At 63.9% G+C, this 15,879-nt stretch carries 16 protein-coding genes; 4 read left to right on the top strand and 12 right to left on the bottom strand.

What is annotated here, in order from left to right; genetic code table 11:
- The first annotated feature begins 10 nt into the window (after nt 1–10).
- The 3 genes from HY30_RS08530 (at nt 11) to HY30_RS08520 (ending at nt 2,413) form a co-directional block, all read left to right on the top strand.
- Nucleotides 11–1,459, top strand: a complete 1,449-nt coding sequence (locus HY30_RS08530; protein WP_034739000.1) for an amidase — start codon at nt 11–13, stop codon at nt 1,457–1,459.
- An 82-nt stretch (nt 1,460–1,541) separates the two neighbouring features.
- Nucleotides 1,542–2,021 (top strand): YbjN domain-containing protein, encoded by a 480-nt coding sequence (locus HY30_RS08525; RefSeq protein WP_034738997.1) that lies wholly within the window; start codon nt 1,542–1,544, stop codon nt 2,019–2,021.
- Complete coding sequence (locus HY30_RS08520; protein ID WP_034738994.1) at nt 2,021–2,413, top strand: GFA family protein; 393 nt, start codon at nt 2,021–2,023, stop codon at nt 2,411–2,413. Before HY30_RS08525 ends, HY30_RS08520 begins: the two co-directional genes overlap by 1 nt.
- A gap of 10 nt (nt 2,414–2,423) precedes the next feature.
- Here the strand turns inward: HY30_RS08520 and HY30_RS08515 are convergent, their stop codons facing one another.
- From HY30_RS08515 to HY30_RS08475, 9 genes are all read right to left on the bottom strand, one after another.
- Nucleotides 2,424–2,951: a periplasmic heavy metal sensor gene (locus HY30_RS08515; protein ID WP_034738992.1), complete on the bottom strand. Its 528-nt coding sequence runs from the start codon at nt 2,949–2,951 to the stop codon at nt 2,424–2,426.
- On the bottom strand, nt 2,948–3,388 hold the full coding sequence (locus tag HY30_RS19215) for a hypothetical protein (RefSeq protein ID WP_051615133.1): 441 nt from the start codon (nt 3,386–3,388) through the stop codon (nt 2,948–2,950). The genes HY30_RS08515 and HY30_RS19215 overlap by 4 nt, the downstream gene beginning before the upstream one ends.
- On the bottom strand, nt 3,385–3,927 hold the full coding sequence (locus tag HY30_RS08505) for an RNA polymerase sigma factor (RefSeq protein ID WP_051615131.1): 543 nt from the start codon (nt 3,925–3,927) through the stop codon (nt 3,385–3,387). The genes HY30_RS19215 and HY30_RS08505 overlap by 4 nt, the downstream gene beginning before the upstream one ends.
- Before the next feature lie 164 nt (nt 3,928–4,091).
- Nucleotides 4,092–4,601: an EF-hand domain-containing protein gene (locus HY30_RS08500; RefSeq protein ID WP_162176914.1), complete on the bottom strand. Its 510-nt coding sequence runs from the start codon at nt 4,599–4,601 to the stop codon at nt 4,092–4,094.
- A gap of 56 nt (nt 4,602–4,657) precedes the next feature.
- On the bottom strand, nt 4,658–7,345 hold the full coding sequence (locus HY30_RS08495; protein ID WP_034738990.1) for a bifunctional [glutamine synthetase] adenylyltransferase/[glutamine synthetase]-adenylyl-L-tyrosine phosphorylase: 2,688 nt from the start codon (nt 7,343–7,345) through the stop codon (nt 4,658–4,660).
- A 3-nt stretch (nt 7,346–7,348) separates the two neighbouring features.
- On the bottom strand, nt 7,349–8,749 hold the full coding sequence (locus HY30_RS08490) for a HAMP domain-containing sensor histidine kinase (protein ID WP_034738987.1): 1,401 nt from the start codon (nt 8,747–8,749) through the stop codon (nt 7,349–7,351).
- 33 nt (nt 8,750–8,782) lie between these two features.
- Nucleotides 8,783–9,454: a response regulator transcription factor gene (locus tag HY30_RS08485; RefSeq protein ID WP_034738986.1), complete on the bottom strand. Its 672-nt coding sequence runs from the start codon at nt 9,452–9,454 to the stop codon at nt 8,783–8,785.
- A gap of 50 nt (nt 9,455–9,504) precedes the next feature.
- Nucleotides 9,505–11,040, bottom strand: coding sequence for a Do family serine endopeptidase (locus HY30_RS08480; RefSeq protein WP_034738984.1), 1,536 nt, complete (start codon nt 11,038–11,040; stop codon nt 9,505–9,507).
- Between the two features lie 88 nt (nt 11,041–11,128).
- Nucleotides 11,129–12,502: a bifunctional alpha/beta hydrolase/OsmC family protein gene (locus HY30_RS08475; protein WP_277812964.1), complete on the bottom strand. Its 1,374-nt coding sequence runs from the start codon at nt 12,500–12,502 to the stop codon at nt 11,129–11,131.
- A gap of 35 nt (nt 12,503–12,537) precedes the next feature.
- Here HY30_RS08475 and HY30_RS08470 point away from each other — a divergent pair, with 35 nt between their 5' ends.
- Entirely contained in the window at nt 12,538–13,089 is a 552-nt protein-coding gene (locus HY30_RS08470; protein ID WP_051615127.1) for a prepilin peptidase, read from the top strand.
- Here the strand turns inward: HY30_RS08470 and HY30_RS08465 are convergent.
- Genes HY30_RS08465 through HY30_RS08455 form a run of 3 tightly spaced genes read right to left on the bottom strand, consistent with a single transcriptional unit; the run spans nt 13,086 to nt 15,841 of the window.
- Entirely contained in the window at nt 13,086–13,514 is a 429-nt protein-coding gene (locus HY30_RS08465) for a cytochrome c-type biogenesis protein (RefSeq protein WP_241765679.1), read from the bottom strand. The two genes, HY30_RS08470 and HY30_RS08465, sit on opposite strands and share 4 nt — an antisense overlap.
- Complete coding sequence (locus tag HY30_RS08460) at nt 13,511–15,400, bottom strand: heme lyase CcmF/NrfE family subunit (protein WP_034738978.1); 1,890 nt, start codon at nt 15,398–15,400, stop codon at nt 13,511–13,513. The genes HY30_RS08465 and HY30_RS08460 overlap by 4 nt, the downstream gene beginning before the upstream one ends.
- On the bottom strand, nt 15,401–15,841 hold the full coding sequence (locus HY30_RS08455; RefSeq protein WP_034739183.1) for a cytochrome c maturation protein CcmE: 441 nt from the start codon (nt 15,839–15,841) through the stop codon (nt 15,401–15,403).
- Between the last annotated feature and the right edge of the window lie 38 nt (nt 15,842–15,879).

Here is a 15,879-nt window from a genome sequence, read left to right as displayed (position 1 = left end):
ACGCAAGGCAATGGATGACTATACCGATTATGACGCGCTGGGCCTCGCCCAACTGGTTCGCACAAAACAGGTCAAGCCATCGGAATTGCTGGACGCCTCCCTCTCCCGTGCAGAGGCCGCCCAGGAAGAACTCAACTGCTTCTCCGCCCTCTTTCCTGAAATCGCCCGTGAACAGCTGGACCAGCAGCTGGGTGACGGCCCCTTCGCCGGCGTACCCTTCGTCACCAAGGATCTCGCGGTAGACATCAAGGGCGCCCCCATCACGCAGGGCTCGGTCGCCTGGAAAGGCCATGTCGCGACGGAGGACAGCACGCTCGCCGCGCGTTACCGCAAGGCGGGCCTTGTCTTCTTCGGTGCCACAACATCCCCCGAGTTCGGCCTGACAACGACCACGGAGTCCACCCTCTACGGCCAGACACGCAACCCATGGGACACCACCCGCACGTCCGGCGGCTCCTCCGGCGGCGCCGCTGTGGCCGTCGCGTCCGGTGTCCTGCCGCTTGCGCAGGCCAGCGATGGCGGCGGCTCAATCCGCATTCCGGCAGCATGCTGCGGCCTGTTCGGCATGAAGCCCTCGCGCGGGCGCATCCCCATGGGCCCTGGCCGCACGGAGGGCTGGAACGGACTCTCAACGGTCCACGCACTCAGCCGCAGCGTACGCGACAATGCCGCCCTGATGGACGCCACGCACGGTCCTGAAACGGGCAGCCGCTACCATGCTCCGCCCCCGGCCCGGCCCTTCCTGGCAGAGCTGGACCATGATCCCAAGCCATTGAAGATCGCCCTCTGGCGCACCGCGCCGAACGGCACAAAGCCTGACGCTGACGCTGAAGGCGGCCTCAAATACACAGCCAACCTGCTGGAAAGCCTTGGCCACACCGTCGTCGAAGCAGCCCCCCAGATGGATGGCGAAGCCCTCGGCAAGGCTGCCCTCTTCACCATTTCCGCCAATATCGCCGCCATGATCGACGACCGCGCCAAGGTGCTCGGCCGCCCCGTGCGCGAGGATGAGCTGGAGCCAATCACCTTCTCCATGGCGCACCTCGGCCGCACCGTCCCCATGATCGAACTTGCCAACGCCAACAATGCCTTCCAGGCCGCCGCCATCGCCTATGAACGCTTCCTCGACGAAGGCGGCTTTGACATGACGCTATCCGCCACGCTCTCACGCGCCCCCGAAAAGCTGGGCGTCATGGCGCTCACCGCTGATCGTGAAACGATGGGCGCCGCTGTCGCCAGCTTCACGCCACACTGCCCCGTGTTCAACCAGATGGGCGCCCCCGCCATGACGGTGCCGCTCCATTGGACAGATCCAACAGCCACTGCGCCTTCCGGCCTGCCCATCGGCATGATGTTCGGCGGTCGCTACGGGACGGAAAGCCTTCTCTTCGCGCTCGCCGGACAACTGGAACGAGCTGCACCCTGGGCACACCGCCGGCCCCCGGTCTGGCTTGGTTAGGCCACGGCACATATTGCTCTGAGACCTGAAAATGTGAGACATTTCGGAAAGACCCGCCACTGATTCCTGAAAGGATACCCGCATGCTGAAGCCACTCGCCCTCGCAATTGCCGCCGCCAGCATGGCTTTCACAGCATCCGCCGATGCCGGTAATCCTGACGCCGTGGCGGAAATGCTGCGCAATACAGACAGCACGAATGTCGAAATCGAGTGGGTGGATGATACGATTGCCCGTATTGATGCCAATCGGAATGGCTACAATTATTCCGTCCGCATGATGGATTGTAACGCAGCAAAGTATTGCGTTTCCAACATGATCTTCGCAACGTTCGACATGGATGGCTCACCGGCCCTCGCTGACTACATGAAGGTCAATGAGTACAATGACAGCTATCCGTTCGGCCGGGCTTTTCTGATCGGCGGGCCGGATGAAGACGGTTATGTCGTCGGTGTCGACTACACATTCATGACGTCCGACGAGAACGTGCTCGGCGAAGAGGAAGTGAACCTGTTCTTCGTCATCCTGGACTCGTTCGTGGATCATATGCAGGAAGAAGGCTGATGCCTTTGCGCAGCCATGCAGGTGGCTGCCATTGCGGCGCCGTCCGCTTCGAGGTCGACCTGCCGGATGCCTTCGAGGTCGAGGATTGCAATTGCTCGATCTGCGCCATGAGCGGCAATATCCATGTCATTGTTCCCGCCAGTCGTTTCCGGCTGCTGAGCGGCCAGGACATGTTGACCGAGTACACATTCAACACTGGCGGCGCGAAGCATCTCTTCTGCAGCAAGTGCGGCATCAAGAGCTTCTACGTGCCGCGCTCCAATCAGGACGGGTTTGCCGTGACATGGCGCTGTCTGGATGACTGGCAGTCGCTGGACGTGACCATCAACAAGTTCGATGGCCAGAACTGGGAAGCCAATGCAGATGCACTTGCGCACAAGTCACTAGGCTGAAGCGCCCAGCTCACTCCTCGTCAGGCGGTGGCGGGCCATGCGGGCCGTCATCATCATCGCCCATTCGCAACCTGCGGCGACCACGATCCTCCCCCGGTTCCCGTGACAACATTTCAGCCAGCGACTTGCGCTGCGCGAGGGTCAGGTCGCCCATCCTATGGACCAGCGCCTCCTGGATCTTGGAATGCACCGTCTCGTCCGCAATCCGCAGGCTGGCAAAAGCCCGTCGCACCGCTTCCGGGTCATAGGGGTCAATCTGCAGCGCCTCGCCCAGTGTCTGGCGAACGGCGCGCCGGTTTTCCACTTCTTTCTCGGCAGACTGGAAAGATTCCATCATCATCTTGCGAACGACCATTCGGTCTTCCTGACTCGCGCCTTCCATCATCGGTGGACGACGTCCGTCCATGCCGCCAGGCCCTCGCCCATATCCAGGCGCGCGCAGCGCCATGCCGATCAGCAGGCCGACCAGCAACAGGTTCGCCATCACCGAAAGGGTCAGCCAGAAAGGGATCCGGCGGGTTGGACGGGTCTCGCTCATTGAGCGGCCTCCTGCGTGTAAGTCGTGTCAAAGCCCAGTGCGGCATAGATGAGCGTATCGACGGCCTCTTCAGTGGTATTTGTCGGGGCAGTTTGGGTTGTTCCGAGTCCGATCGCCAGCCCAATGGCGAGCGATGCCAGCGCGCCGACAGCCGACCAGCGCGGCATTGCGGCAAACCAGCTGCGGCGCTGGGCCCGCGCACGCGGCGCGCTGCCGATCAGCGCGGCTGTCAGCGCGGGCGAGGGCATCACGTCCGGCACGCCGCCCAGCAGCGCATCCATGTCCCGCGCCGCCTTCAGTTCCGCTGCGAAGCGCTCAGGGGCCTTCATCAGAAGCGCCTTGGCAGCATCGCGCTCGCTTTCCGGATAGGCAGTCGCATCCGCGCCCCAGGCTTCGATCAGTTCGATCAGCCGTGCATCGGTCATTGTCTGCGTCATGCCTCACTCCTTTCCATCAATACGGCCCGCAGCGCTCGGCGCGCGCGTGCCAACAAGCTCTCCAGCGCTTCCACGCTGATTTCCATAATGTCCGCCGCTTCAGCCTGAGAATGGTCCTGCAGTGCACACAGCGTCAAGGCAGCGGCCTGGCGTTCGGGTAATGCGGCGATAGCGGCTTCCACCGCTTTCACCCGCTCTGCCTGGTCAAGCGCATCGTCTGGCCGCAAGGCCATGTCGACCTGCTCGGGCGGTTCGGCCATGGTCGCTTCGCGGCGCTTGCGCAGCCGGTCATAGCAAAGGTTCAGCGCCACCCTGTGCAGCCAGGTCGAAAACTTCGCCCGTGGCTCCCAGTCCGGAAGGGCCTTCCAGGCGCGGATGAATGTTTCCTGCGTCACGTCCTCGGCCTCCCCGCGGTCGCCCAGCATGCGTGTGGCGAGCGCCAGCACACCGGGGCTGTAGCGATTGACCAGCGCGGAAACCGCCTGCCGTTCGCCGGCAGCCGCACGCGTGATCTGGTCGAGGTCTGATGAGAACGCCACGAAACCGTGTCTATCCTGCGATGGGGCAAAGTGGAAACGCCTTCACCACAGGTCGGCAATGAAAAGCGGGTTGCCAGGCGCGCCGGACGCAAGTGAGTCTGCGATGCAAGGAAAGGAATTCGCATATCATGCCTCCGGCCCGCCTGGCTTTCCGTTAGCCCGGCCTATTCAGCGTCTGGCGCTTCAGGCGGTGGGCCGTCTCCGCGATGACCCCATTTGCCACGATGTTCTTTCATCTTGGCACGGGCCGCTTCACGTTCTTCCTCGGTCACTGTGCCGTCACCATCGGTGTCCATGCGTTCCATTCCGCGCATGGGCCGGCTCTCGAATTCAGCCTGGCTGATCTTGCCATTGCCGTCGGTGTCGAGCTTGGCAAACATGGCTTGCTGGCGTTCTGCCTTGCGCTTGGCTTCCATGGCTTCATGGTGCGCATTCATTTCGGCCAGTGTCAGCGAGCCATCCTTGTTGGCGTCGGCCTCGGCAAAGATCTTGGCCTGGAAGGCCTCGACTTCCGCTTTGGAAATGTCGCCATCGCCATTGGCATCCACGGCTTTCATATGTTCGCCGCGCATGCCGCCATGACGGTCACCACCGCGTTCGGCCTGTGCCGCCATCGGCAGGGCAACAACCAGTGCGGCTGATCCGAGAAGTGCTGCGAGTGTTATACGTTTCATGAGGTATTCCTCCGTTATCATTATAAACCCATCACAGGTTCAACGAAGGTCGGTCGCTAATCCGTCGCGACCAGGTGCAGTTTCCTTACAGCAATCTCATGAACCTTGGCTTTCAGGTCGGCGAGACGGGCCTCCAGTGATGCGAAATCCTCGGCGCCAACAGCGCGGCACAGCCTGTCTTTCAGCCCGTCCGGAATCTCGTCCGCTTCCATGTCGCTGCCTATGGCAAGACGCTGAACCTGCTGCAGTGCCTGCAGGTAGGTCAGCGCTTCCTCCAGCACACCATAATCCGGATCAGGCTCGGCGGTGCTGGCTGGAATGCCCTTCAGGGCATCCGCGACATTCGGCCAGATACACTCCGGCTTGCCGGCCAGCAGCATGGCTTCCTGCACGATGAACTCGATATCGATCAACCCGCCCTGTTCCGTTTTCAGATCCCAAAGGCCCTTGCCCGGCTTTTCCTTGTAGAGCCGCATCCGCATGTCGGAGACATCCTGCGCAATCTGCCCGGAATCCTTCTCCGCCCGCGCCGCAATCGCCGCCTTCGCCACCGTCAGCACGCTTGCGCCCAGCCCGGCATCCCCCGCCACGAAGCGCAGCCGCGTCAGCGCCATATGTTCCCAGGTCCAGGCCTCGTCATTCTGATAGCGCTCGAAGGCCGAAAGGCTCACGGCCACCGGCCCGCCCCGGCCTGAAGGCCTGAGGCGCATGTCCACCTCATAGAGCGCGCCCTCCGCCGTTGGTGCCGTCAGCGCCGTTATCAGGCGCTGGGTCACGCGCGTGAACCAGCTCTGCGCCTCCAGCGACGGGGCATCGTAGATCACGATAATGTCGAGATCCGATCCGGCCGTCAGCTCGGACCCACCCAGCTTGCCCATCGCAAACACGCCCCAAGTGCCGGGCACCTCGCCATAGCGGCGCACGGTCTCTGCTTCGGCGGCCGAGGCCATCTGCCGGATCGTCTCATCGGCCAGACGCGACCAGTGCACGGCCGCATCAGAGGCGTTGATCAGCCCGTGCAGCAGGCGGTGCCCGATCAGGAAACTCTGCTCGCGATGATACCGGCGCCAGTCATCAAGTGCGGCATCGAAATTCGTCGCCGCATCCGCGCGCGGTGGCACAGGCGCATCGCCGCTCACCAGCGCTTCGAGCAGGTCCGGCCGGCGTGACAGGATCTCCGCGAGGCGCGGCGCCAGTGCCAGCGTCGCCACAAGGTCGTCCAGCAGGTCGGGCTTCGCCAGCAACATGGACAGCGTCTGCACGCCCGAGGAAAGACCGCTGAAAAAGCGCGAGAACCAGCGGAACGCCTCGTCCGGTTCGCCTGTCTCGCCCATCGCGGTCAGCATGCGCGGCAGGATTGCCGTCAGCAATTCGCGCCCGCGTACCGTGCGTGTCGCTGGCACATTGCCCCGGTGCCAGTTGCGGATCGTGCCGATGGCGCGGCTTGGGTCGGTAAAGCCGAGGCCATCCAGCGTGCGGACCGTCTCCGGGTCATCATCCACGCCCGTGAACACAAGGTTGCCAATGTCGTTGGCATCATCCTGCTGGCCCTCATGCGCGAAGAGGCCGTCATAGGCTTCCTGAACCAGCTGCCGTGTCTGCAGCAGGTCACGGTCGAATTCGGCAAGTGAGGCATAGCCGCAAAGCGCCGCAACGCCTTCACGTTCAGCCGCATCCGCCGGGATTGTATGCGTCTGCTCGTCATGGCGCATCTGGATGCGGTGTTCGACATTGCGCAGCGCCTTGTAGGCCACTGACAGGGCCTCGGCCGTGCCGCCCGTAACGATGCCCGCATCGCGCAGCGCTGCCATGGCGCCCAGTGTGGAATTGTCCCGCAGGGCCGGGTTGCGGCCACCAAGGATCAGCTGCTGCGTCTGCACGAAGAATTCGATCTCGCGAATGCCGCCGGGGCCAAGCTTGATGTCCGGCGCCGGGTTCTCCAGCCCCTTGGCGCCGATCTTGGTATTGATCATGCGCTTGATCGCCTGGATGTCGTCAATCGCCCAATAGTCGAGATTGCGCCGCCACACATAATGGCTCATCCGCTGGATGAAGCGCGCCGCCGCCGCGCTGTCGCCTGCCGCCGCACGCGCCTTGATCCAGACCATCCGCTCCCAGTTCTGGCCGACGCTCTCATAATAGAGGTCCGCCATATGGGTCGACACGGCGAGCGGTGTCGAAGACGGGTCCGGCCTCAGGCGCAGGTCCGTGCGGAAGACATAGCCATCTGCCGTGGTCTCATCGAGCAGCCTGACCACATCCTTCATCACACGCTGGGCCGTCTCGCCAGGCGTGCGGTCACCGCCGTCAAAGCTGTCCGCCTCATAGAAGGCCGCGATGTCGATATCGCTTGAATAATTGAGTTCAAACGCGCCCATCTTGCCGAGCGCGAAGATGAAGATGCCTGTATCCGTCAGGCCCCGGCTCCCCAGCGCCACACGCAAGGCGGCCTGCACCGCCGCGGTCGCCAGCTCTGTCAGCGCCGCCGTCACCTGCATCACATCCCGCTGGCCCGACAGGTCGTCCGCCGCCAGCGACAGGTGCACCGCCGCCTTGGCCTTGCGCAGCACACGCATGGCGTCCTCGATCGGCGTATCGGCCGGTAGGCCTGTCACATCCGCTAATGCCGCCTCGAAACTGCGCGCCTCAGTCCGCTCGGACAGGCGCCGCAAGTAGGGCGCGTTCGGCAGCGCCGTTGCCAGCGCAGCCTCAGGCGTGGCGGCGAGAGGGCGTATATTCAGCATGGATCAGGCCCTCGGCAGACGCAGCGTCGCCTTCAGGCCGGGACGGTCAGGCGGGCCGCCCGCGTCCTGCAGCATCAACCGGCCGCCATGCATGTCAGCCACGGAATCGACCAGCGACAGTCCAAGGCCCGAGCCCGGCTGTGTCCGCGCCGAATCCAGCCGCTGGAAGCGCTGCACGACAAGCGCCCGCGATGCCTCCGGCACGCCCGGCCCGGAATCCACCACGGTCAGGTCAATTGTCCCGTCCGGCCCGCGCTGAACGGTGAACGAGATCGCCCCGCCCGCAGGCGTATATTTCACGGCATTGTCGAGCATATTGGCCAGCGCCTGCCCGATCAGGTCGCGGTCACCCAGGATCATCATGTGCCGCGCGATCTGGCTCTTGAACGACAGCTCGGCCTCCTCGCACGCCGGGTCGAACAGTTCCGCCAGCTCTTCGGCCAGTTCGCTGACATCCATGCGCACCCGCTCGCCCTCGGCGCCCGCTTCGAGGCGCGCCAGACGCAGGATGGCGTTGAACGTGGCCAGCACGCGGTCGACTTCCTCAACCGTCTCGCTGAGCGTCGCATTCGCAGCGTCCTGCGACAGCGGCTGCGACAGCGCGATTTCCAGCCGGTTGCGCAGGCGCGACAGCGGCGAGCGCAGGTCGTGCGCGATCGCGTTGCCCGTGTTGCGGGTGGCGTCCACCAGCTTCTCGATCTGGTCGAGCATGGCATTGATACGCTGGCCCAGCCGGTCGAACTCGTCGCCTGATCCGCGCACCGGCACGCGCCGTCCCAGCTCGCCGCCCATCACCGCTTCCGCCGTGCGTGCGAGTTCGTCCGCCCGGCTCGCCGCGCCACGCGAACTCAGCACGCCGCCCAGCAGCGACAGGAACAGGCCGATGGGCGCCGCAATGAAGATGGCCCGCTGGATGCGCCCCACAATGGCGGTCTGCTGCGCCGTATCGAAGGCCACCAGCAGCGCCCCGCCATTGTCACGCAGGCGAACGAACTTGCCGGCCGCCGAGCGCACGATGACAGAGCCATCCGGCTCCGGCTGGTCAAAATCGAAATAGACCGTCTTGGAATCGGCTTCCGGCGGCGCCACGGGCATGCGCCCGAAATGCCCGGCAATCTTCCGGCCGGAGGAATCTTCTAGATAATAGAAATAGGTCGAGCCCGTGCGCGTCATGCGTTCCAGAACGGACTGGCTCAGCCGTTCCATGCCGCCGGTAAAATACGCGTTGCCCAGCTGCTCGAACTCAAGGTCGAGCCGCCGGTCGGATTCGTTCCGGATATAGTACACCGTCGAATAATAGAGATAGACCAGCAATGCGGCCGAGAACGCCGCAAACATGGCGCTGTAAAGCAGCGCCAGTTTGAACGTTGTCGTCCGCAGGAAGGTCGGCAGGCCGAGTTTCATGACTCGCCTCGTGCCAGTCTGTGGGCGGGCCGTCTAGCCCTGCAAACGATAGCCAGCGCCGCGAACGGTGTGCAACAGGGGCTCATCGAACTCCTTGTCGATCTTCGCGCGCAGGCGCGAGATGTGCACGTCGATCACGTTGGTCTGGGGGTCGAAATTATAGTCCCAGACCTTTTCGAGCAGCATCGTGCGGGTCACGACCTGTCCGGCGTGGCGCATCAGGTATTCCAGCAGGCGGAATTCGCGCGGCTGAAGGTCGATCTTCTTGCCGGCACGGGTCACCTTGCGGCTGAGCAGGTTCATCTCCAGGTCGCCGGCTTTCAGCGCAGTGACCTGTGGCTCACCAGCCTGACGACGGCCAAGGGCTTCGACACGCGCAGCCAGTTCCGACGGGGCAAAGGGCTTGGATAGGTAGTCGTCTGCCCCGGCCTTCAGGCCCTGGACCCGGTTCTGGACATCGCCCAGCGCCGAGAGGAAGAGGGCCGGCGTGGTGCCGCCGGCCTCCCGGTATTCCTTCAGCAGGGTCAGGCCATCCTTGGCGGGCAGCATGCGATCCACAACCAGCGCATCGAAATCGGCCGAGCGGGCCAGTTCGAGACCGCGCTCGCCATCAATCGCCTTGTCGACGCTGTGGCCTGCTTCCAGCAGCACCTTTTCGATGAAGTTCGCCATCTCGGCATCATCTTCAATGACCAGTACGCGCATAGTGTCTCCCACCGCTGTATTCTCCACCAAGGTGTCCTGCATCATCTATCCTATCCTTTTGTCGTCAGGTCGAGGGTGCGGTAGTTGGTAATCTGACCGATACGCACGGCGACAAGCACCTTCGTCCGGCCGGATTTCTTCGCATCCGCGATCGCTTTCTGGAACGCGTCGACCGATGTGGCCGGTGCATTATTGGCTTCCAGGATCACCATGCCGACCTGAAGCCCGGCTTCTTCGAACACGCCCTTGCGGCTCACATCCGTAATGACAAGGCCGTGCTCACCGCTCTTCAGGCCGAGCTTATCACGGGTTTCCTCGTCCATCGGCTTGAAGGTCACGCCAAGGTCGCCGAGTTCCGTGCTGTTGTCTTCAGCTGCCGGGGCTTTCGATCCCGAAGCGGGCACAACACGCGCCGTCAGGTCATCCGGGCGTTCACCAACGGTCACGCTGATGGTCTTCTTCTTGCCGCCGCGCAGGATTTCAAACTTGTTCGACGTATTGGCGATCAGCTTGCCGACAAGACGCGTCGTGGTCGTGGCATCCTTCACCTTCTGGGTATTGACCGAGAGGATGATGTCGCCGCGCTCGAGGCCGCCTTTTTCTGCCGGGCTGCCGGTCGTGACGTCGGCGATGATCGCACCTTCGTCATCCTTCAGGCCCTGAGCCTCGGCCATGTCTTCGGTCAGGTCCTGGATCGCAACGCCCAGCCAGCCACGTGATACGCGGCCATCCTTGATGATCGACTGCGTCACTTCATCGGCCAGTTCGGCCGGGATGGCAAAGCCGATACCGACCGAGCCGCCTGTTGGCGAGAAGATCGCCGTGTTGACGCCGATCACGTTGCCGTTGAGGTCAAAGGTCGGGCCGCCGGAGTTGCCCCGGTTGATCGACGCGTCTATCTGGAGAAAGTCTGTGTAGGGACCGGCACCGATGTCACGGCCGTCAGCAGACAGAATACCTGCCGTTGCCGTGCCGCCGAGGCCGAACGGGTTGCCGAGTGCCACGACCCAGTCGCCCTTGCGCATCGTGTGCGAGTTGCCGAAGCGGACGTATGGATAGACGCCCTTTTCCTTGATCCGCAGCACGGCGAGGTCGGTCTGCGGGTCGGTGCCGACAAGTTCGGCTTCCATCTCGCGCCCGTCCTTGAGCGTCACTTCGATCTCTTTGGCGTTCTCGACGACGTGGTTATTGGTCACCACATAGCCGTCCTTGGAAATCAGGAAGCCCGACCCGAGCGAACGCGCTTCCTGGGTCTCGGGCTCCGGATTGTCCTGTTCTTCCTTTTCGCGGTTCTGGAGGAATTCGTCGAAGCCAGGCATGCCGCGGAACTGTTCGAAGAACTGTTCCATGTCCGCCAGCTTGCCCACTTCGCGCTCGCTCACCACGTTGACACTGACAACCGCCGGCTCGACCCGTTCGATCAGGTCAGCAAAACTGAGGGGCGCGCCTTGAGGCGCTTCGATGGCAATGGGCTGTGCGTCCGCGTGCGGGCTGAAGACCTTCGGCGACAGCGTCAACGTGCCTACGGCCGCCGCGCCGAAGACAGCCGCCACCAGGGCTTGTCTCGAAATGCCAAAATTCTTCATTAGTCTCTCCAAGTCACTGAAATTGTGTCGGTTAGCCGAACACTGCCTAGATAAACATGTCCGGGGCAATGTGGTCATTAAAAGACAGTTAGGTAGATTTCATTGGGTTTTCTACCGTTCGCACCCGCGCACCGGCCTCAAGTGTCTGATGGACCGGGCATTTGTCAGCGATGTCCATCATCCGGGCACGCTGGTCCGGGTCCAGAGCTCCCTCAATTGTGATCGCGCGGTGGAACACATCAATCTTGCGGCCCTCCTCGCAATGCTCGCAATCGTCCGGATAGTCCTTGGTACGGGTGATCGATACGCTCACACGGTCCAGCGGCCAGCCCTTCCTGTCGGCATACATGCGCAGCGTCATCGAGGTACAGGCGCCCAGCCCGGCGGCCAGGTATTCATACGGGTCCGCGCCCCGTCCGCCGCCGCCCACGTCAATCGGCTCGTCCGCAATCCCCACAAAATCGCCAATCACAATTGCGTTTTCATACTTTCCGCGCCCTGTTTCCCGCACGAATACGTCGCGCGTGCCGCCCGTCTCCTGCGCGGGCATCGCCACGCCGCCCTCGTAAATATAGGGCTCGGCCCAGGCTGCGATCATTTTCCCGGCCCGTCTGGCGTCCGCCTGGGAGGTCAGCAGATGATCCGCCTTGTCGAGGCTGATAAAGGATTTCGGATGGCGCGCCGCCACGAACAGGCCGGTCGCATTCTCGATACCGACCGTTTCGTCCAGCGGCGCATGCAGCACCAGAAGCGGCCGCTTCAGGTCCGCCGCGGCTCCGGTCACCTTCGCCCCGCGCACATCCTCCAGGAACTGACGTTTCAGGCGGAACGGGCGTCCGTCCAGCTGAACCTCGGCTCCGCCTTCCGTCTCGATTTCCTCGACATAGGTGCGGATCGAATGGATCACATGCGCCGCATCCGACGGCGCCCCTATCGTGGCCACTGCCTTCACCTGCGGAATCTCATGCGCCGCAACCACTACTGCAGCGCCGCCCAGCGAATGCCCGATCAGCAATTGCGGGCCGCCATGCGCCTGCTCCAGCCAACCGGCCGCCGCGACCAGATCCTGCACATTGCTCGAAAAGTTCGTATTCGAAAAATCGCCTTCCGAATGGCCGAGCCCGGTAAAATCAAAGCGCAGCACGCCGATCCCCTGCTCCACCAGCGCAGCCGTAATCTCCCGCGCAGCATAGATGTCCTTCGAACAGGTGAAACAGTGCGCAAACAGCGCCCAGGCGTGCGGCGTGAAGACCGGCACATCCAGCCGTGCGGCCAGCATGCTGCCGTCATAGCCGGGAAATTCGACGCGATAGGATTGGCCCATGTCAGCTCCCTGAAAGTCTGCAGCTACCAGAACTGCGGGAGTCCGGCGCCCGGCGCAAGGCCGGGCCGGGCGCGCCCTGCTCCCGAAACACGCGTCACAGGCTTGACTTGCCCGCCCCGCATGCCGTTCGTGACACACAGACCCAATCGCGCGGAAACCCTTCGAAACACAATATGAAGCCCGTCCATTTTCTCGTCGCGATTTCCCTGCCGCTGATGGTCGTCAGCGCCTGGCTGCTGGCGCCTCCCGGCACCATCCTACTGTCGCTCAGCCTGGGCGCCCTGCTGATCGCCCTCGCAGCTGTGGACATGGTCACGCTGCGCCTGCCCGATGCCCTGAACTTCACCGTCCTCATCTTCGGCGTCATCATGGTTGCCCTGACGCGGCCAGACATGTGGCCCCATCATTTCATCGGTGCCGCCCTCGGCTATGGCGCACTGGTCGCTTTGGAGCTTGCCTACAAACGCCTGCGCGGACGTGACGGTCTCGGCCGGGGCGATGCCAAGCTTCTGGGCGCCATCGGCATGTGGGTCGCGTGGCCGGGCCTCGCGCCGGTCCTGCTCGTGGCGTCCATGACTGGGCTTGTGGCCGCGCTGATTGCCGGCCTTGCAGGCAAGCGTCCCATGGCCTCCGACACGGCCATCGCCTTCGGGCCCTTCATTGCGCTGGCAGGATGGATTGTGTGGCTCGCCAGCCCGCATCTGGGGCTTCTGCAGCTTTATTAGACGTCTTCCGGTGCCACCGGCTCGACTTCGCTTGCGCCCGCTTGCCGCCGCCGTGCGACGCCGAACGCAATCAGCCCCCCGACGATCAACAGGCCAAACGGCGCGCCCCAGAGAAGCAGACCGCTCAGCCCCTTGCCCGTCGGCCGGAACAGCACGAACTCGCCATAGCGGCTCTCGAACCAGTCGCGCACCTCATCGTCGCTCGCACCCTCGCCGACCATCGTGCGCACCCGCGCTCGCATGTCCTCGGCAATCGACGCCGACGATTGCGAAATCGGCTCGTTCTCGCACGCCACGCAGCGCAGCTCCCGCATCAAGGCCTGCGCCCGCGCCTCTTCGGCGGGGTCTTCTAGCGCCTGCGCCATGCACGTCAGCGCCAGCGCACAGGCGGCGATACTCAGGAACATGCCACGCAGCAAAATCATGCAGGCTTCCTCCGAACAGGCAGCAGGCTGAAAAACGCGCCCAGCCCCATCAACAGAACACCAAGATACACAAAATCAATCAGCGGATTGAAGTAGACCCGGAACACCCAGCGCGTCTCGCCATCCACATCGCGCCGGTCACCCAGCGCCACATAGAGATCACCCGTGCCGGTCTTGTGGATCGCCGTTTCGGTCGTCGGCATGCGCGCCGCGGGATAATAGCGCTTGGTCGGCGCCATCTCGGCCTTGGCGCTGCCACGGCGCGCGGTGATGTCCGCCTTGTCGGCATACCAGTTCGGGCCCTCGATCGCGTGCACATCCTTCAGCGTGATGTTCCAGCCGGCAACCGTGCCCGAGCCGCCCGCCGGCAGGGCCAGCGTCGCCTCATAGCGCTGCGTGGTTTCCACAACCGCGCCGATCACGAATACGCCAAGCCCGATATGCGCCAGCGTCATGCCCCACACGCGCAGCGGCATCCTGAACACCCGGCCCCAGGTCACTGCCCGGCGCCGCAATTCCCCCACAGACCCGAACAGCAGCCACACGCCCAGCGCCAGCCCGAAAGCCGCGCCCAGCGGAATGTCCCAAAGGCCCACACCCAGCGCCAGGAACACAGCCACAAGCGCCACACCGCCCGCCGCCCATTTCCACAGCATCGAGAGGTCAGCCTTGCCCCAGCTCCACACCTGAACCACCGGCAGGATCGCCAGCAACGCGGCCAGCATCGGCACGAAGGTCAGCCGGAAATAGGGTTCGCCAACTGAAATCGTGCGGCCCGCCGCTTCGGCCATCAGCGGGAACAGCGTGCCCAGCAGAACGGTCAAAGCCGCCACCACAAGCACCACATTGTTCACCGCCAGCGCGCCCTCGCGGCTCAGCATTTGCCACGGCTTGCCACCTTCCAGCTTCGGCGCCCGCAGCGCAAACAGGCCGAGCGCAAACGTGCCGTAAACCACCAGCCCGGTCAGCAGCACCATGCCCCGCTTCGGGTCCACCGCGAATGCATGCACGGAGGTCAGCACGCCGGAGCGCACAAGGAACGCCCCCATCACCGAGAACAGGAAGGCCAGCACCGCCAGCAGCGCCGTCCAGGCCGCAAAATTCCCGCGCTTCTCCGTCACCGCCACCGAGTGCAGCAGCGCCGCACCGATCAGCCACGGCATCAGCGAGGCATTTTCCACCGGGTCCCAGAACCACCAGCCGCCCCAGCCAAGCTCGTAATAGGCCCAGTAGGAGCCGAGCGCGATGCCGATAGTCAGCGGCACGAAGGCTGCCAGCGCCCAGCGCCGCGCCTCCCTGGCCCACACGCGGTCAATCCGCGCCTCCATGAGGCCCGCCGCCGCCAGTGCGAAGACAAACGAAAAGCCGACATAGCCGAGGTAAAGCATGGGCGGATGGAAGGCGAGCGCCGGGTCCTGAAGGATCGGGTTCAGCCCCGCCCCCTGCAGCGGCGCCGGGTCCAGCCGCAAATAGGGTGAGGAGGCAAAGAGGAGGTACGACAGCGCGCCCGTCGCCAGCCAGCCCTGCACGCCTAGCGTCCGCGCCTCGAACACGTCGCGCCCCGTGCGCATCCACAGCGCGCCCGCCCCGCCAAAGCCCAGCGTCACGAGGCACCAGAGCGCCATCGAGCCCTCATGGTTTCCCCATGTGCCGGCGATCTTGTAGAGCATCGGCTTCAGCGTGTGGGAATTGTTCGCCACCAGCGCCAGCGAGAAGTCCGACCGCGCAAAGGCCACAACCAGCGTCAGGAAGGACAGCGACATCACGCCAAACGCCACCAGCGCCGCGCGTCCGGCCAGCGCGCGTGCGCCCATCAGGCCCAGCACGCCCTGCGCCAGCGAAGCGGCCAGCGCCAGGAACGCGGCAAGGTGGCCAAGCTCGATCATCTAGCTGGCGTTCTGGTCCGGGCCAGCGCCCAGCGGGCGCAGCTCGCGCGGCTGGTAATTCTCGTCATGCTTGGCCAGCAACTGGCGCGCGGTGAAGAGGCCCGCCGCATCAAACGAGCCGATCGCCACAACGCCCTGACCCTCGCGGAACAGGTCCGGCGCAATGCCGGTAAAGCTCACGGTGATCGTTTCGGGGCTATTGTCGATAATGGTGAACACCATCTCGCTGCCATCGCCGGGATAGGTCAGCGAGCCGGGCTCGACCCAGCCGCCCACTTTCACGTCCTTGCCGGGCGCAGGCAGGCCTTTTTCGGCCAGCACTTCGGGCGTGTAAAACAGGTTCGCATTCTGCCGCAGGGCAAAGAATGCAAGCGCCGCCGCCGCCAGCAACAGGGCAGCCGCCACACCAAATGTCCACAATCTGCGGGTCCGGGCTCTCATGACGGCCATCTATACTGGGAACCGCCCGATTTGACAGT

It is taken from the genome of Hyphomonas chukchiensis (assembly GCF_000682695.1).
Taxonomy (GTDB): domain Bacteria; phylum Pseudomonadota; class Alphaproteobacteria; order Caulobacterales; family Hyphomonadaceae; genus Hyphomonas; species Hyphomonas chukchiensis.
The sequence above is the reverse complement of the archived record's forward strand: the minus strand, read 5'-3'. Positions and strand labels throughout refer to the sequence as shown.